This window comes from Arthrobacter wenxiniae (assembly GCF_013376105.1).
Classification (GTDB): Bacteria; Actinomycetota; Actinomycetes; order Actinomycetales; family Micrococcaceae; genus Specibacter; species Specibacter wenxiniae.
Genome location: NZ_JAAMFM010000026.1, coordinates 21,746 through 37,119 on the forward strand (window position 1 = coordinate 21,746; position 15,374 = coordinate 37,119).

The following is a 15,374-nucleotide window of genomic DNA, read 5'->3' on the forward strand; positions in this document are numbered from 1 at the left end:
TTTCTGACGGTCTTTTTCATCGTGGATTGCGTTGGTACCTAAATTTTCCGAAAAACATTTGCACGCATGCGGGCAGCCCCAAGACATGGGATGTCACAGAAGTCTTATGGCTGATGCGCTCAAATACCAAACAAGCAGGTCGCAGACAGGCAGAGCCAAGTGGTGGCCAGAAACCCAAGGACAGCTGGAACCTAGGGAGCCCGGCTAAATTCGAGACCGCCAAAACGACGATCAAAATATCTACATGTTAGTCTGCGGCGTCGCCACCCGGCCAACCATCAATCCCGTATCCTTCTATGACGAGCCGCCACGCTAGGACAGCCTCTTGAACTTGTACCAAGCAACCGGCAATCATCATCACGGAACGCGAACAATCTAAGGGGACTAAGAAATTATGAGAGCAGTCACAGATAGCGGCAAAGTCGTTGACCTGAATTCGAATGGCACGTGGAGCACATTTGAGACGCCTCCGAGCGTGGCAAACGAGGGGTTTCGCAAGGCAAGCTGGGGCAGCTCGATGGGGCAAGTTCAATCCATCGAGACCGGCGATCCAAGGCTTTCCGAGTCTGGATACCTTGATTTTGAAGTTAAATTGGGTGAACTTAATTGTCTCGCCGTATATATATTCATCGACGATCAGCTCGTGAGGGGGAAATATGTCGTAAATGACACTACTGCGAATAATAATACATATTTAACGAAGTTCGATGAATTATCTGCCAACCTTACAAAGAAATACGGTACACCAGTGGAACAAAATACTTACTGGTCAAACGATCTGTATCAAGATGACCCGCAGCAGTGGGGCATGGCAGTTAGTATTGATCATCTTTCAAAATTTACCAAATGGAATGCTCGAGAGTCATCTATTCTTTTGTCACTCTTTGGCGATAATTATGAGATAGATTTATCTATCGAGTATTCTAGCAATCTGCATCAAGGTTTAGAGAAAGCTTTCCGCGAATCAGCAATTATCGAAGATCTTTAGTCCCCATTTTTGCTGCCCTATCTGCGGCGGTTCTACGTTAGTGGGCCACAATCGGACTGCAACCGATTCTGCCGGTGTCAGCTCGGACCAGAGCTCATGGCTGTGAGGTAAATGTTGTGGGGACCAGGTGGGTGCCCGGGTCCTGTGTATTGGTGGCGATGAGGCGTTCGCTGGGCTCGTCGGAGCCGCTTTTGTCGCCTAGTCGTCAGCCTCGATTTTTCATGAGGCGGGGTTTCTGGTGGATCAGGGCTGACTGTCTGTCTGATGTTTTCCATTGCGGTTTTTAGGTGTGACATTTTGACCGCTGGCCTGGTGGCGGTGGTCGGTGACGGGTTCCACGCCGGTCGGGGCAATACTGGAGTTTTCTGGATCACTGGCGGACGAGCGGTAGCTTCGCCTATGGCAGGCTCCGTGCCGCAACAAGTTTCATTCGCTTTAGCAGCAGATGTACATCCGGTGCTGTGGAGGCCAAGTGCGGGATTGTTTGACGGGCGTGGCTAGCGATTTTCCCGCCGATTTCAAACAGCCTTGCCCTGAGAGATGTGCAGCGGGCATTGCCGGCCTCACATCCAAATCGGCTGTTCATGGATGTCCCTGCATCCGCTGAGGTCCGCCACCCCTTTTCTACGTTTGGGCCAGCGGGGCTAACTAATAATGTCCGAGGCTACTGATAGGAATATGACCATGACAACAACAACTGAGCTAAACCGGGAACAACGCGACGCTGCAATGGTGGAGCGCTACGCTGACGGCGAGACGCTCGATGCTATCGGCCAAAGCTACGGCATCACACGTGAACGCGTCCGCCAGATCATTGCAAAGGTGGGCGGCGCAAGTGCCGAAGAATCGCGGCAGAAGCGGATGGCAGCCAGGGAATCGACCGCGAGGGCCGCCAGTGAGGCATTTTTGGCGGAATACGGCGAGGTCTCGCGCCGGATGGCCCGAAAGGGCGTTGTTCGATCGGACGTAATCTTGAAGCTGCAAGCTCTCTATCCGGCGATCGACGTCGACTTGGCCGAGGATGCGCTGCGGGAGTCGAGCATCGTCTTTGACAAGATCCAGGTCGATGACATCTTCTCCAAGGAGGCTGTCGCCGCGGGTGTCTGGTACTTATTTGGCGCCGACATCGGGCTATCGCCTGATCCTGCATGGGCAGTGGTCAATCTGGATCTTTCATTGATGAGCGAGCTGCGGGCAGCACTTGGCTCGGCTGAAGCAACCGACAACGACATCGCCACGATACTGGGTGTTATCGGAGCTGCACAGAGGCATCTATCCAGCAATCCCGACGCCAGCATCACCGGTAAACGCTATGGGGAGCTCCGTGATGAGCTGGTCGTTGCGCTCGGTCTCGTATCGCGTCAGGGTGCTTTCCCGTGGCCACCGACCCGTCAAACCGTCATGAAGCGCTTTGGCGGCTGGAACGAAGCTCTGGACGAGATGGGCATCGGCACCACGACTCAAGGCCGCCCCAAGGGGCTATTGAAGTTCACCCGAGACGACTACACCGATGCGGTGCGAGACTACTATGCCTTCGCAACTGACGCACAAACCAATGCCACATACGCGGCCTACGAAGACTGGGTGAAACAAGATGTTGCCATGGGACGATCCCGGCCCTCCGGCGCTTCCGTGCGAAACGTATATGGCACCTGGGCAGACGCAGTCCGTTCGGTTCAAGATTAGCTTCGGTATTATTCGGATCGTCAGTTGCCCTTGTACCGCTGGCAGGCTCAACGTTCATCGGATGCCATGAAGTGTGTCAAGGTGGGACTCGCGCTTAGCAAGGGTCGCGAGCTGAATCCCGAGGTTATGCTTTGTTGTTTTCTCGGTAGTGGCTATCCATGTAACTGCCGTGATTGCAAGGTTGTAGCAGTACATTCTGACTGGGCCTGGAAGATTCCACTGGTCCCCGCCGCATTTTCGGTCCATTTTGCCAAATATTCCCGTATTTCAGGGGGCAATGGTCATTCGCTGGGCAGAAGAACAGGAGCAGCAGTTGAGAAGCGCGCACGACACACGCCACAAATTCACCTTTATTTGAGCCGATCCGGCCCCAACTTCCCCGGAATCACGGCAGCGACATGGATAGCCACTTTCTCGGTACCTTTTTCCCGCGCGCTCGGTACTTTTTTCCAGCGCGGCTCTAATTATCTCGATTCATAACTCCCGGGAGACTCGAGCGTATAAGGATCCGGCGTGTCCGCCTTCACTGCTGATTGAGGGCAACTTCAAGTCGTCTAATGTGACCACCCAATCTGTCGCCACAGCACCGGCACCACAACATCCCTAACGAATTCAGCTACCTGCTTCTAGGCCAAGACGAAACCGCAGCCGCAAGCGACATCAACATCAGCGAATCCAGCAACAGTCAACGAGATTTCCAGGCCGGGGCAGCATAGACTCGACCCATGTGGCCGATTTGCGGATACAACTCGTGGCAGCGCCGCGGTAACACGGACAGTTCGCGATCCCCACTCTTGACCGCACACCAAGGACTAGTTGATGCTTGAGACAAACACTGAGTCACCTGCACCTGACAGATTCCCTTCGGATCTACACACCAGGTACCTTGCTGCGGGGAAGCTTGGCTTTCACGCTTATCAGAACAGCCCAGATGGCTCATATCTATTGGTTGCAGGGTATGGACCCCCTAACCAGGAAATCGAAGTCACACTTTTTCTAATTTTGCACGATCAGTGGTTGAGACGCGCATTAGGAACATGGTTGCCCGTGGATGATGACCAGATCGTTGGCGACCATGGAGAGTTTCGAGGAAATCTCATAAGTCCGCTACTTGAAGACTTGAGCGTGCGCTGGTGGGATTCTCTGAAAAACGCCCCAACATTGGAACAAGCACTGAAATTTTGCGCGTGTTTTCCGATGTTTCGTCTTGAGGTCGATGAGGAATCCGATGCTTTGCAACTCCTCCTGCAGACCGAGGGCGGAACATGGTATGCCGACCAGTACACAGGATGGCGATTAGGAAAATCGACATCAGGAGTGGTGCTCTCCAGGAAATCTCAAATTGAGAATGACTTTATTCAGTTGGAACTACAACGGGAAGCGACTTCAGAACCGATTCAAACAACAGAGGTGCCATCGTTCGACGTCGTGGACAATGCGCTCAAATCAGGGATAATGTCACGAATCATTCCAGCGCTTGCCGCTGAAGCGCATGCTTGGTACGTAGCCAACGCAAGAGGGCTGTCCCCTCAACAGAACCAACAACTGGCTGGTACCGATTTCATTGAGGCATTAAGCTGCGCTTCCCTTCTTGTAAGCCTTGATGGTGTTGTCACCGACATAATAGTCAGTACTAACGAGTCTGTTTGGCGGCGTGACCACAGGCAGTGGATTCAATCATCGGAGACACCTATGCCCCCTAATCTTGCAGAATCGCGCCGCCCAATCGAAATGAGCCGTCTCGTTGAAATCACCGCATGGTGGGACGAAAACCAGCGGCGGCAGCCTCATTTCGATAAAATCCCAATAAGCTACACCCGTCCCCACGAACCATTAGGGTTAGCCGTGGACCATTCGAGTCCGGAGTTGACGAATCAAGTCGACATATTTGATGGCCACTTCACATGGACACATACCGGGTCTATTTGGACAATTGAGGCTGATGAGGGTAGCTTTGCTGATTCTTCGCCAGATGAGCCCTGGGCGGAAGAACAACTGCCTGATTGGTTTTACAGGTAACCGAGGGCGCCGTTCGGCGGGCCTTTACCGGCGACCCGCCCACAGCTGTCGGCGATTCTCCCCGACTGACAAGTTGCGCGTGCGTCGACGTCAATGTCTTGCCCTACTCACTCGTTCATAGAGGAAAGATTCGGCCACGCGAAGCTCACCTTCAACGCGCTCGGCCAGATGTCCGTCGTCGATGACAACTCCCAGCTCGACGTTGCCATACTCGGCGCTCCAGCTAAAGTTTGCACTTGTGACAACGAGGAAGCGGTGGTCGATTGCTACAAACTTCGCATGGTTACGGACTGGCTTGCCATCAAACCGTTTGGTTTGGAGCACCGCTCCCGGCGCGAGCCACTCTGCCACGTCATCCGCGCTCGGGCCTCGTCCACCGGCGCTGGCTTCCGCATCGATGTAGGCTCGGACCGAGACTCCAGGTCGCATTGCGACATCGTGGAGCGCCGTCCACATGCCGGAGGTCTTCTGGAAATTGAAGGTCGAGCACACCACCGACTGTCGTGCACCCTCGACCATCGATACCAATGACGTCGTCAATGCACCGGTCCCGAAGACGTGCCCAGGCGACGTCCAGAGTGTATCCACCGCGCGTGTCGCGGACCGGGCACCTTCAACGCCGCGTAGGACCGCCGCAATGAGCTCACCGTCGAAGCGTAGCCCCGCTGCTCCAAGTATCTGGGCGATTTCAGACCGCTTGGCGACGTCGATTGCTCCGACTGCCGACGTCAGGCTTTCTCCATCTTCTAACGCTTCGGCAACAAGTCCAGCTTCAGTTCCTGTTAGCAGTACTCCGAGTTGTCGGAATGCCTCTGAATTAGCAGAAGACCAATCAGCTAAAGAAGCCAAGTCCCACCGACCCCGGCAGGTCGACCAGAAACCTGCGGTCAAGGAAGCGGTTGGCCCGCTCACAGGAGGTCTCGGAAGCCATGGCACATGTGTGGCACGCAGCACCGTGTAGGAATTCTTCGGGATCCTTGGGAGTCCGGTGCGCACATACCGGGTCAGACGAGCAACGGAGAGCGCGTTCCAGTGCCCGGCTCATCACCCGTTCTAGGTTATCGCGTGCACTCAGCTGGACCAGCCCGCCGAGCGTTCCGTCGGAGTCCGACGCCGTCGTCACGATCAGCAGGCCGGCAGCCGCAGGTCGTTCCGCCTCCGGTTTCCAGGCGTAGATGCGCTCGGATAGCGAGGCCGCCGAGTATCCAGCGTACATAGCCATCTCGCGGATGAGCACGTGGGCGAGGGTATGCATGAGCCAGTAGCGGGCGGGGCGGAAGCGACTCTCAGGATCGACTTCTTTGGCTGTCTCGGAGAATCGTGCCAGAAAGTTGCGTTCGTGCGCGGCGCGATGGGCCTCCCACAGGTCGGTCTTCTCGATTTTCTCCTCCCAGGCAGCGACGACCTTCTCTTCAAGCTGCAGATAGATCCCTTCGCCTCGGTCTTCTGTGGCGACCGTCCATTTCGGGCGGCCGCTACGGCTCAGGTGGACTAGGCGCTGGCCAATGTCGTTAGCCCGTTCCATCTCATCGATACGGGTGAAACCGAGGACGGCATTGACCTTGCGAAGCTTGTCAATGGCCATGACACGGGTAACGTGCTGGGCAGTTAGATCGGGATGCACTCCTCCGACAGGCGGAGACAAGACCAAACCGCTTTTCTCGTCTGCCTTATGCAGTTTGCCGAGGGGATCGCGCAACAAGAAGTTCCATTCCGGCACGAGCAGCGAGATTGGATCGAAATTGCGTCGCTGTTCGGCAAGTTCCTCCTCCGATGGCGGTGGCTCCATCAGCTGCGCGATCGCTGCAGCCAGATCGTCATCTGAAAGTTCAGTAAGGGGAGAATCGTCATCGTCCAGAAATTCACGCCATTTGGCGAGATCGCTCCCATACTTCTCAAGGCGTTTGTTTCCCGCAGCATTGAGAAGGTCGGCCGCCACCATCGCATGAGTCTCGGAAGTGGCCTCTGGCATGACAACGATCGAGAGACTGGCAGGGAACCAGAGATTTGACGCACCAAGCAGCATGAGCTTAGTCGCGTTAGGGCAGCCGCCTTTGTCGAACAGACCGAGGTGCGGGTGCCGACCACGGCACCGCGGAAGTTTCGAGGCTCCGGCTTCACCCTGTGCCTGGTTCATTGGGCGTTTTAGGCCGCAAGCCCCGCACTCGATCGTGGCCGATGCCCCCTTACCCACTGAGCGGTCATGCATCGCAAGACTTGGGACTTCCGCGGCCGTGCACTTGGCACCCTCATGGACCCACCAGTTGTAGGGGAATTCGTCAAGGTGACCGTCGGGACAAGCGAGCAGATAGCGAGCCGGGACAGCCGGCATTGGCCTTTTAGAGATGCGGCCCTTGCGGCCGGGGCACTTCTCATGCTCGAACCGGGCTTGGTCAGGTCGATAGGGGTTGGTGTTGCGGTAGGCGAACCTGGTGAGCGGGGCGAGCATGTCGCAGTGAGTGCAGCGCAGCCACTGCGGGAACACGCGAGCGGGCACGCCAAGGTCGTCACCTTCTCTACTATTTGACGACGGCTTCGGCGCCCATGGGAACGGCCGGAGCTCGGATATCTGCGGTCCAAGGTGAACCTTGACGGCATCCAACAGTCGCGGAGCATGAACCGTTGGCACCGAACCTCTACGAGCCCATACCCGTTCCCAATCGTCAAGACCAGCGGGCATAATCGTGAACGATGGAAGGTCCATCGTGGCACCGGGGCCATAGGTGTACAACAAGGATGACGGCCGCGCTGAACCGACCTTTGCTCGATTCTTAGTCGCCGCTTGAGAGTCGCCGGCTTCCAAGTCACCAACCGGGTCCAAAATCCCGCCAGTTTCAAGAATTTCAGTCATTAGATTCTCCGTCCAGAGGAGGAGCAGGTACCCACTCCGGTTCGTCTTGGAGTTCCCATGACATGAGATTCTCCTTCTTGGGGGTGACGAGCAGATTGATCTCCGGCTGCACCTCGCGCATCGAGTTGGCCACCGAGAACGGCGGGCTGTCCACCATTCCGACGTCGGCACGCTGGTTCTCCGGGGAAAGCAGCAGAGCGCTGAACTCACCGTCCTTGCCGTCCGGAATTTTCTCATACACCAATTGATGGTGCTTCTTCTGAACGAAGGCACGACGTTTAGACCACTGGTCACGACGATTCTTCAGACGTTCCTCAACTACATGGGCGGCCTCCTCGCCGCCAGCAATCTTGGCCCGACCTACGATCTGTTGAATCAACTGGTCGAGGCGGCCCAGGGCGTCGTCGATCCGCCAAGCACTGCGCTCGTTTGAAAGGCCATCGGCCCGTGTCGCGTCCGATACCCGTGCCGCACTGACAAGTACGCCATCTAGGGATCTGTCAATTGAAGTGTAGGAGTACGGAGTGACCGACAGCGGCTCCACTTGGGAGTAAAAGGTCTCATGGTAGTGACGGAATTGTTCGAAATGGGCCAGGTCCCTGGGGCGCGCCCAGTTGCCCAACGTGACCACCAATCCTGGCCGGGAGGCGTCACGCCCCACCCTAGAAGATGCCTGAATGTACTCGGCAGTGTTCTTTGGCTGACCGATCATCAACATCAGCCCCAGTCTGGTAACGTCCACGCCCACTTGGAGCATCGAGGTCGCAAGAACAACGTCGTACGGGTCAGGCTTGCGGTAGGCGTATCGTTTGCCAGCCTCTCGCGCGGTCCGTGACTCGACAGCTCGTACCTTTTTACCCTCATTGGAATCCCAGCGCGGGTCAAAGGCGGCACCCATCTGATCCAGAGTTCCGGTGATGTCCGACGATGAAACTCGCGAGGTCAGCTCCGCGACGTTTAGACCCGTCGGCTGGGTACCGTACCGGGGCGGAAAATTCTTTCCCGGCCTCCGCTTCTTGATCGTGGTCTGCACATCGTCCGCAATATAACGGGCCATGCCCGCCAGCTCCCGGGTGGCGTTGAAATAGCCCACCAAGGTCATATATGGATCTGCCGAAACCGGCTCGCCCACAACAGGCGCACTGGCCTGATCCATGAGCACTTGGCCCGCCGACAGCAACGTGCTGGCAACCACGATCTCAGCCGAAGTCAGCCTGACACCCGTCGTGCTGATGCCGATGTAACGGCGTCCGGGTGTTTTTGGTGTAACCGGGACCTCCGTGGAGAAGTAGGTGTCAGATACGTCCAAAACTTGCGGTGGGAAGATCGTCACGCGACGCCCGTATAGCGCTTTGATCTGTTCGGCCGCGTTGCGCACCGTCGCCGTGGAGGCCACCACCAGCGGGCGGATTGAATTCCCGGCATCGTCCTTCCACGTGGTTAGGACGTCGACCGCCAGCTCGAATGCCCCCACGGCTGTGCCAAGGGCACCCGTAATCAGGTGCAGCTCGTCCTGGATAATCAGATCCGGTGGCCGCAACCTGTCCACGGCTCGTACCGAAGCGGATGGCACGCCATTTCTCGCAGGGTGCTTTCCCCCAATATCAATCTTGCAGAACTTATGTTGGTCGTCATGGACATAGCCGTGCCGCTCACACCACTTGCGCACGTACCCGAAAAGTGCCGCGGCCTCACCTTCACGAGCCAGCCGGGCAAATTTATCTACCGTCGCGATGACAAACGACGGAGCCAGCCGATAGATTTCCTCGTCGACCGTCAAGACCGGAAGACCCTCGCTGCTGCCCTTCGCACCTTCAGAGAAGGGGCAGCTGCCGAAGTCGTCGCCACAATAGACACGAATTCTCCGCTGTACGTCATCGCCTTTGACGTTCTTCGGCTCAATCGGCGTCCCGCACCATGGACAACGCTGCAGCTGCAGCACTGTCAGACCGTACTTGCGTCCCTCGTTGGCCTCGGCAAGCTGTTCAGCCGCCTCATCGTACCGCTTGGGCGAAACTGCGGTACCGACCCAAAGGCCAATGCGGAACGGCTCGGTCCCCCAGGTCGCCTCATCCTTACGCCTAGCAACCTCAGCTGCACATACGAGTGCCGTCGCGCGCTGGAACTGCTGGGCGGTCAGCAGGCGCAACGTGTATCGCATCAGAACCGCAACTCCAGAGTTACCGTCGATTCGCCCGTCTGCACCGTCGATGACGCCCTGCCGACGCCGGATCCCGAACGTAAATGCGGCGAGGCCGAGGTAAGCTTCGGTCTTGCCACCACCGGTTGGGAAGAACAACAGCTCCGCTTTGGCCATTGGGGAGGAACGGCGCTTGAGTTCCGGGCGTGCCAGCGCTTCAAGCTGCATTAACACGAACGCCAGCTGGAACGTAAACCAAGAATGCGCACGCGGGCCGAGATCAAGCACCTGATCACGGGCAGCATTCAGGCTGAGTTTCCGGTTCGATGCACGTAGTTCGGCAACCTGCGTCTGTATACGTTGACTGGCCATGACCTGGTTCATGAATCGGAAACAGCGCAGCGCTTCGTCGTTGCCGAGCAGGAAGTCCAACCCGCGTTCGAGCTGTTTGGCCACCACTCCGGCGTCCTGGATAGCTTCTGCAGCGACGTCCTGGAGGTGGTCGGGCAGCACTGCGGCACGCGACTTCTGCCCGTCCAACCACTCCTGATAGCCTTCCACAATTGGACGCAACCCAGCGGCCAAGTCTTCGACACTCGCAGTGGCGAGTTTGGTCATGTCCAGCAGAACTCCGTCGATGTCACGGGCATTGGTCTGCGGCGTTTCGGACAAAGGCAACCAAGTGGTCCGCACCTGCGACGCCCGACGATCCCCTTCGGCCACGGTCCAGTCAACCGAGCAGGTGCGCCCAATACCGAACTCCAGCCGATCCCGGTACTGCAACTGAAGACGGGCAAGCTCCGGTTCACTGTCCAAATACGGCCCTTCCAGTGCGTCTACCACCGGGAGAAAGACGTCTTTCTGCGGCGCATTGGCAACGGCCTCGACGTACAGCTTGGTTTGATAGAGCCAAGCATCCACAGGGATCTGACGCGGGGTCTCGCGATCATTGCAGAGCGCGGCTTCAACGATCCGTTTACCCTCGTAGTTCATGACGTCCACTCGGATGAGGATCGAATCCTCCAAGGTGAAGTCCGCAGTCTCCCCCGTTTGCAAGGAACCGACGGGTACGACCACCGGGTAGGTGTGCTGGGTTCGACGAAACTTGCGCTTTGGCCGGCCCGAAACCGTGACCTCGTCGGTTTCTTCCGACCGGTAAGTTCCCCACTCAGCACGGATCACGACGTTTTCTACGTCAAGACTCACCTGAAAGCGCAGCCCCATTGAGGCCGGAATCATCATCCCCCGGCGAAGGGGTACGTCTTCAGCGCCTTCGTCATCCGAACCGGCAGTCTCGTTCTCTTGCACCGCTGGAACACCGCGGCCAAGATCCGACTCGCTCGCAGCCACGACATCCTCATCAGCAGCGTTCTCGGCATCCTCGGCAAGTGTCACTCCGCCCTTGCCAATCAATTTTGCGGGAGCGATGCGGCCCACGAGGTACAAAGCATCCGGCACGGCGTCCAAGAGCTCGTCATCCCCATGGGCGGGGCCAAGGAGCTCTCGTTCCAAGATGTCGGTTAGGTTTTCACGATCAGTCCACGAAGTACCGTCCGGCTCACTCGTCAGCTCATAATCCGAAAAAGGCATACGCTGCGTGCCCGCAGCCCCAGTCTCAACTGTCATTTGTGGTCAGCCTCCACTGAATTGTCCAACGAAACTTCCCCACTTTGACGGGCAGCACGACGGTGGTTCTCTTCGAGCAGGCGGTCGAGTATCTCGACGCGAGCTGCCGGGCTTACCGTCCAGCGCTCCATCTGACGGTAAGTATGGAATCCGTGGTCGAGCGAGACGTCATCCCAGCCATAAGCTGTCATGACGGCGTAGTCGAGTTCAACATGAATTTCACGCAGTCGCGCCACATCTACATCTGATGAGTCAGCAATCTCCGGGTCGTTGACCAAGTTGTACAACTTCGTCAGACCGAGATCGCGACGATGCATTATCTCGCGGCGCTCGGTTTCGAGAACCCTGCCAGACCTGGCTAGGCGCTCGGTAGGTGCAGGGCGGGGAAACGTCTCGAAGACATCCGACGGCGTGTAGCGGACCCGAGTCTCAAGTGTTGAGCCGTAAGTTATTGCCCACAGCTGGTGTAGTGATGAAGACAATACAGCCTGATCGGCATACTCCACGGTTACAAACACCACGACTGCGTCGCTAAGGATTTGGCTGGTCGGGACCCGCATCGGCATGACGGACTTCGAAACGCGTGCAGTGACTAGAATTTCGTCAAGACCAGCGATGACTCGGCGGAGCTTGGGACGCTTGTCGGCATATTGCCACCATCGCTGTGGCAACGGCTTTCGAAGCGCATACTCGCCGTTCGGTTTGACGCGCTGGCGTTCTGGCTTGACGCTCTCGAGGAGACGAGCGTACGGAAGTTTGTATTCCCTAGCCCTCTCTTCCGTCCAATCGTTGAAGTCGATAGCCCACCGTGACGCTGAGCCGTCCGGACGCTGGTTGAGGTCCTCGCCGTTAAGATAAGGGAACAGCACATCACCGTTCCTAGCGTCATCAGTGATCCACAGTTGAGCTTCGTCGGGTTCAAGGACAAACCCCATGCCCAGAACGTAGCAACCGATATATGCCACATCATCGTTTGCTTCGAGTCGCGCGGGGGTACCTGCCGCCCGCCCAGCCGGCTCCAGAAGCGTGGATATCGCCGGCACTACTATGTCGTCGGACACTTTCTCCGCCGCTTCGGATATTGGCCCGGCACTACCCCACACTGCGGCGTACTCAAGTTTGGCCGACTTTGCCGGCCACGGCCTCGATTGAATAGCACGCGTGATCGTGAACCCAGCCTCCACCATCCGATCCAGCCCTACTTCACGTGTGTCACCCTGCGCGATGGTATTGGTCGCAATCAGCCCGAGCGTTCCATCGCCGCGCAACAGTGCAAGAGCCCTTAGGAAGAAGTACCCAACGAGGTCAGTATTTCCGGTCGCTCCATGGGCGAGAACGTTCACGAACCACTCGCGGACATCAGTACCCATGGCACCAGAAACCTTCTTTCCGCCCAAGAAGGGTGGATTGCCAATAATGGCATCGAACCCGCCCCGCTCCATGACATCGGGCACGGACAGCGCCCAGTGCAGAGGCATCCACCGCTCGTAGTCGGTCTCGACTGTCGGAGTCAGCCCTCGGGCGATGATGCCGTCAAGCATCGCGCGGTCGCCCGCTCCGTTGGCGGCGAACGCCAGGTCTACTGCGATCCGGAGGTTCCCAAACTGTTCGTCGAGTTTCTTCCCCGGCTTTCCACCCTCGATAAGACCAGCAGCGATGATGCCGTCCGCCACATCGCTCAGCTGCCAGATCAATTCCTGATACTCGTGCCAAATCCTTCTTTTGGTTTTGGTTGATCGTGCCGGGTCATTCTCGTCGACGACGTTGGCTAGGCCTTGCCGTAGCCTAACGGCTTTTTGGACCACCGTTTTGACGTCAATTATGTGAAGGCCATGAGCTTCTGAGCCCTCGCCAAAGAGTGTGCTCGTAGAATACTGAACGCCCCCTTTGAGGGTCTTCACTCGGGACGGATCGATGTGTGCAGCCTCAAGTTGGCGAAGATCGGTGATGCCAAGCAGGGAGTTACCGTGAAGCACCTTGTCGTCTACGAAGGAGAAAGGGAGCTTAGGATCCAGCGAAACAAGCCAGAGGGAGATTTTGCACATTTCCACAGCCATGCCATTGATGTCGGCCCCGTAGAGGCATTGGGCTACGACCTGCCGCCTGGCCTTGGTCTCTAGCTCGTGAGGAGAGCCGGTTACCCCTTCCGCGTGCCAAGCTTTGAGCACCTTCTCAGCCAAATACTCGGCCGCGGCAACGAGGAACGCTCCGGAACCACACGCGATGTCTGCAACCTTGAGGTCGAGGATCTCATTGGAGTCCAGCAGACTCCACTGTGACTCGTCGGCCGTCTGGTGCGGTCCGGGTTGGAAGACAAGCGGCTCGAGTGCGTAGCGCACGACTTCCTGGGCGAGCGACTTGGGTGTGTAGTGCGCTCCGGAGTTTGCACGTGATGGTGTCTCGACGACCGCAAGCCCGCCGGGCTGGATGACCACCGGTCGCTCACGCAAGTCACGGCGGATGATGCCCAGGAACGGGCGCAGCCTTGCCAGCAAAGCCTCATCGCGCGTCACGGACAACAGTGCACGCTCGCCGTCCTCAACATCGTCGCCCAGCAGCTTCGGCAAGGCGGCGGCCGACTTCGTTGTGGCCGCCGGCTGGTTTTTCTTGACCCACGCGATGACCGCAGCAGCGAATTTTGCGGGGACTGGGTTGGCCTCGGCGAGCACTTCGAGCACCCGCAGCGGCATCTCAGGCTCTTCACCGTCCTTGCCGACGAGACCCACAACAATCTCGTCGACGTCGTCGGCGGTGTACCCCAGCAGCCCCTCGTAGATGTAGCCGATCTGCTCGACGTCGACGTCACGGAAGGACACCCGGCGACGCTCGGCCGATTTGCCCGTGCCGATGACCGCGTACTGCACGGCTCGCAGCACCTCGAGCATGACACGATCGCTGACGGCAACTGACAAGGCCCCACGGTCGTCGACACCAGTGAGGAATGGGAAGCGTTCCGGGTCGAAGAGCGATCCACCATAGGCGGGCAGCCGGATGTCCTCGGATGTCACTCCCCCGTACAGCGCCTTGGACGTGGCCAGCAGGCGGTGCCATGTGTAGTGCGTGGCGTCAAGGGCTTCAGCGCCCTCATCGCGTATGCGTTTGTCCAGGTCGTCCAGCAGACCGCTGACACCGTAGGCCTCTGTAAACAGGGGCGACTGGGGCATCATCGAGCGCTCCTCGGCGAAGAGCAGGAACACCACACGCATCATCGCGGTGACCGCCCCCTCGTAGACGAGCTCGCGGTCGGCCGGCAACGGGTCGGGCCAGCCGGCGTCCCGCGCCTCGAACGCCTCCTCGGAGAAGGCGGTGACCAAAAGCTCCACGGCGCGGCGCACCTGGGTACCCAGGGCAACGGTGATGTCTTCCGCCGCGGTGATCGACTCTTTGAACAACTCCGACAGACGGTCGCTTTCGCTGCCGCCCGTCAGACGCTGGGGCGAGATGAGCTCAAGGAAGGCGTCACGGACGTCTGATTCTTCGATCCATGTCTGTGCGTCGACAATGCCCGAGGCCGTCATGACTCCGTCCTGGGCACCGACGATGGCCCACCAGCGTCCGTCGGTGACCACGCCGACCTTTTGCTCTGACTTGCGCAGGAGCGTATCCATCCGGTCGATCGGGCTCGCGGTCCATGAATCGTTCATCGGATCGCGCAGCGAATCTACAGGATCAAAGACCATCACGAGGGCGGCGGCAACACCGTCGCGAACGAACTGACCGGATGCCTTGACGCCGGCCATCAGCTTCGCGGATGACCCCTGAGAGTGAACCCCTCCGAGCTCCTCGTCGTCCCATACGAGGTGGGCATCCCAGCGGGCGACGTCGCGCAGCACGGCATCGATCCACTTGTTCCGGGCACCACGGTACGACTCAACTGCGGCGTCGTCGTCCGAAGCGGCTTTGTTCCAGTCGTCCCAGGCCCGGTCGAAGTCTGGCTTGGCGTCGCGCAAGGCGGCCTTCGCGTTCGCCCCCAGCTGGGGCATTCCCTGGGGCCAGACCCGCTTGATCGCGGGGATCGCAACGAACGGGCCGTCGCGGTCCACGAGTTCGAGCCAGTCCCGATG

General features: G+C 58.2%; 7 protein-coding genes. 3 read left to right on the plus strand and 4 right to left on the minus strand.

Going from position 1 to position 15,374, the window contains the following annotated elements; genetic code table 11:
- Positions 1-394: 394 nt before the first annotated feature.
- From G6034_RS14940 to G6034_RS14955, 3 genes are all read left to right on the plus strand, one after another.
- Positions 395-988: a hypothetical protein gene (locus tag G6034_RS14940; protein ID WP_176635906.1), complete on the plus strand. Its 594-nt coding sequence runs from the start codon at positions 395-397 to the stop codon at positions 986-988.
- Between the two features lie 684 nt (positions 989-1,672).
- Complete coding sequence (locus G6034_RS14950) at positions 1,673-2,674, plus strand: sigma factor-like helix-turn-helix DNA-binding protein (protein WP_246296042.1); 1,002 nt, start codon at positions 1,673-1,675, stop codon at positions 2,672-2,674.
- A gap of 1,047 nt (positions 2,675-3,721) precedes the next feature.
- Positions 3,722-4,693, plus strand: coding sequence for a hypothetical protein (locus G6034_RS14955; RefSeq protein ID WP_176635909.1), 972 nt, complete (start codon positions 3,722-3,724; stop codon positions 4,691-4,693).
- 90 nt (positions 4,694-4,783) lie between these two features.
- Here the strand turns inward: G6034_RS14955 and drmC are convergent, their stop codons facing one another.
- The 4 genes from drmC to G6034_RS14975 are packed head-to-tail and all read right to left on the minus strand — an operon-like array spanning position 4,784 to position 15,353.
- The gene (gene drmC, locus G6034_RS14960) at positions 4,784-5,542 is read right to left on the minus strand and encodes a DISARM system phospholipase D-like protein DrmC (protein ID WP_176635910.1); all 759 of its coding nucleotides are present in this window, start codon (positions 5,540-5,542) and stop codon (positions 4,784-4,786) included.
- A complete protein-coding gene (gene drmB, locus G6034_RS14965) occupies positions 5,526-7,544 on the minus strand; it encodes a DUF1998 domain-containing protein (protein WP_176635911.1) in 2,019 nt (672 codons plus the stop codon). Before drmB ends, drmC begins: the two co-directional genes overlap by 17 nt.
- Entirely contained in the window at positions 7,537-11,310 is a 3,774-nt protein-coding gene (gene drmA / locus G6034_RS14970; RefSeq protein WP_176635912.1) for a DISARM system helicase DrmA, read from the minus strand. Before drmA ends, drmB begins: the two co-directional genes overlap by 8 nt.
- The gene (locus G6034_RS14975) at positions 11,307-15,353 is read right to left on the minus strand and encodes an Eco57I restriction-modification methylase domain-containing protein (RefSeq protein WP_343038082.1); all 4,047 of its coding nucleotides are present in this window, start codon (positions 15,351-15,353) and stop codon (positions 11,307-11,309) included. The genes drmA and G6034_RS14975 overlap by 4 nt, the downstream gene beginning before the upstream one ends.
- Between the last annotated feature and the right edge of the window lie 21 nt (positions 15,354-15,374).

Coding starts and splice junctions, on each gene's coding strand:
- G6034_RS14940 (WP_176635906.1), top strand. CDS start 395: ATGAGAGCAGTCACAGATAGCGGCAAAGTCGTTGACCTGAATTCGAAT.
- G6034_RS14950 (WP_246296042.1), top strand. CDS start 1,673: ATGACAACAACAACTGAGCTAAACCGGGAACAACGCGACGCTGCAATG.
- drmB (WP_176635911.1), bottom strand. CDS start 7,544: ATGACTGAAATTCTTGAAACTGGCGGGATTTTGGACCCGGTTGGTGAC.
- drmA (WP_176635912.1), bottom strand. CDS start 11,310: ATGACAGTTGAGACTGGGGCTGCGGGCACGCAGCGTATGCCTTTTTCG.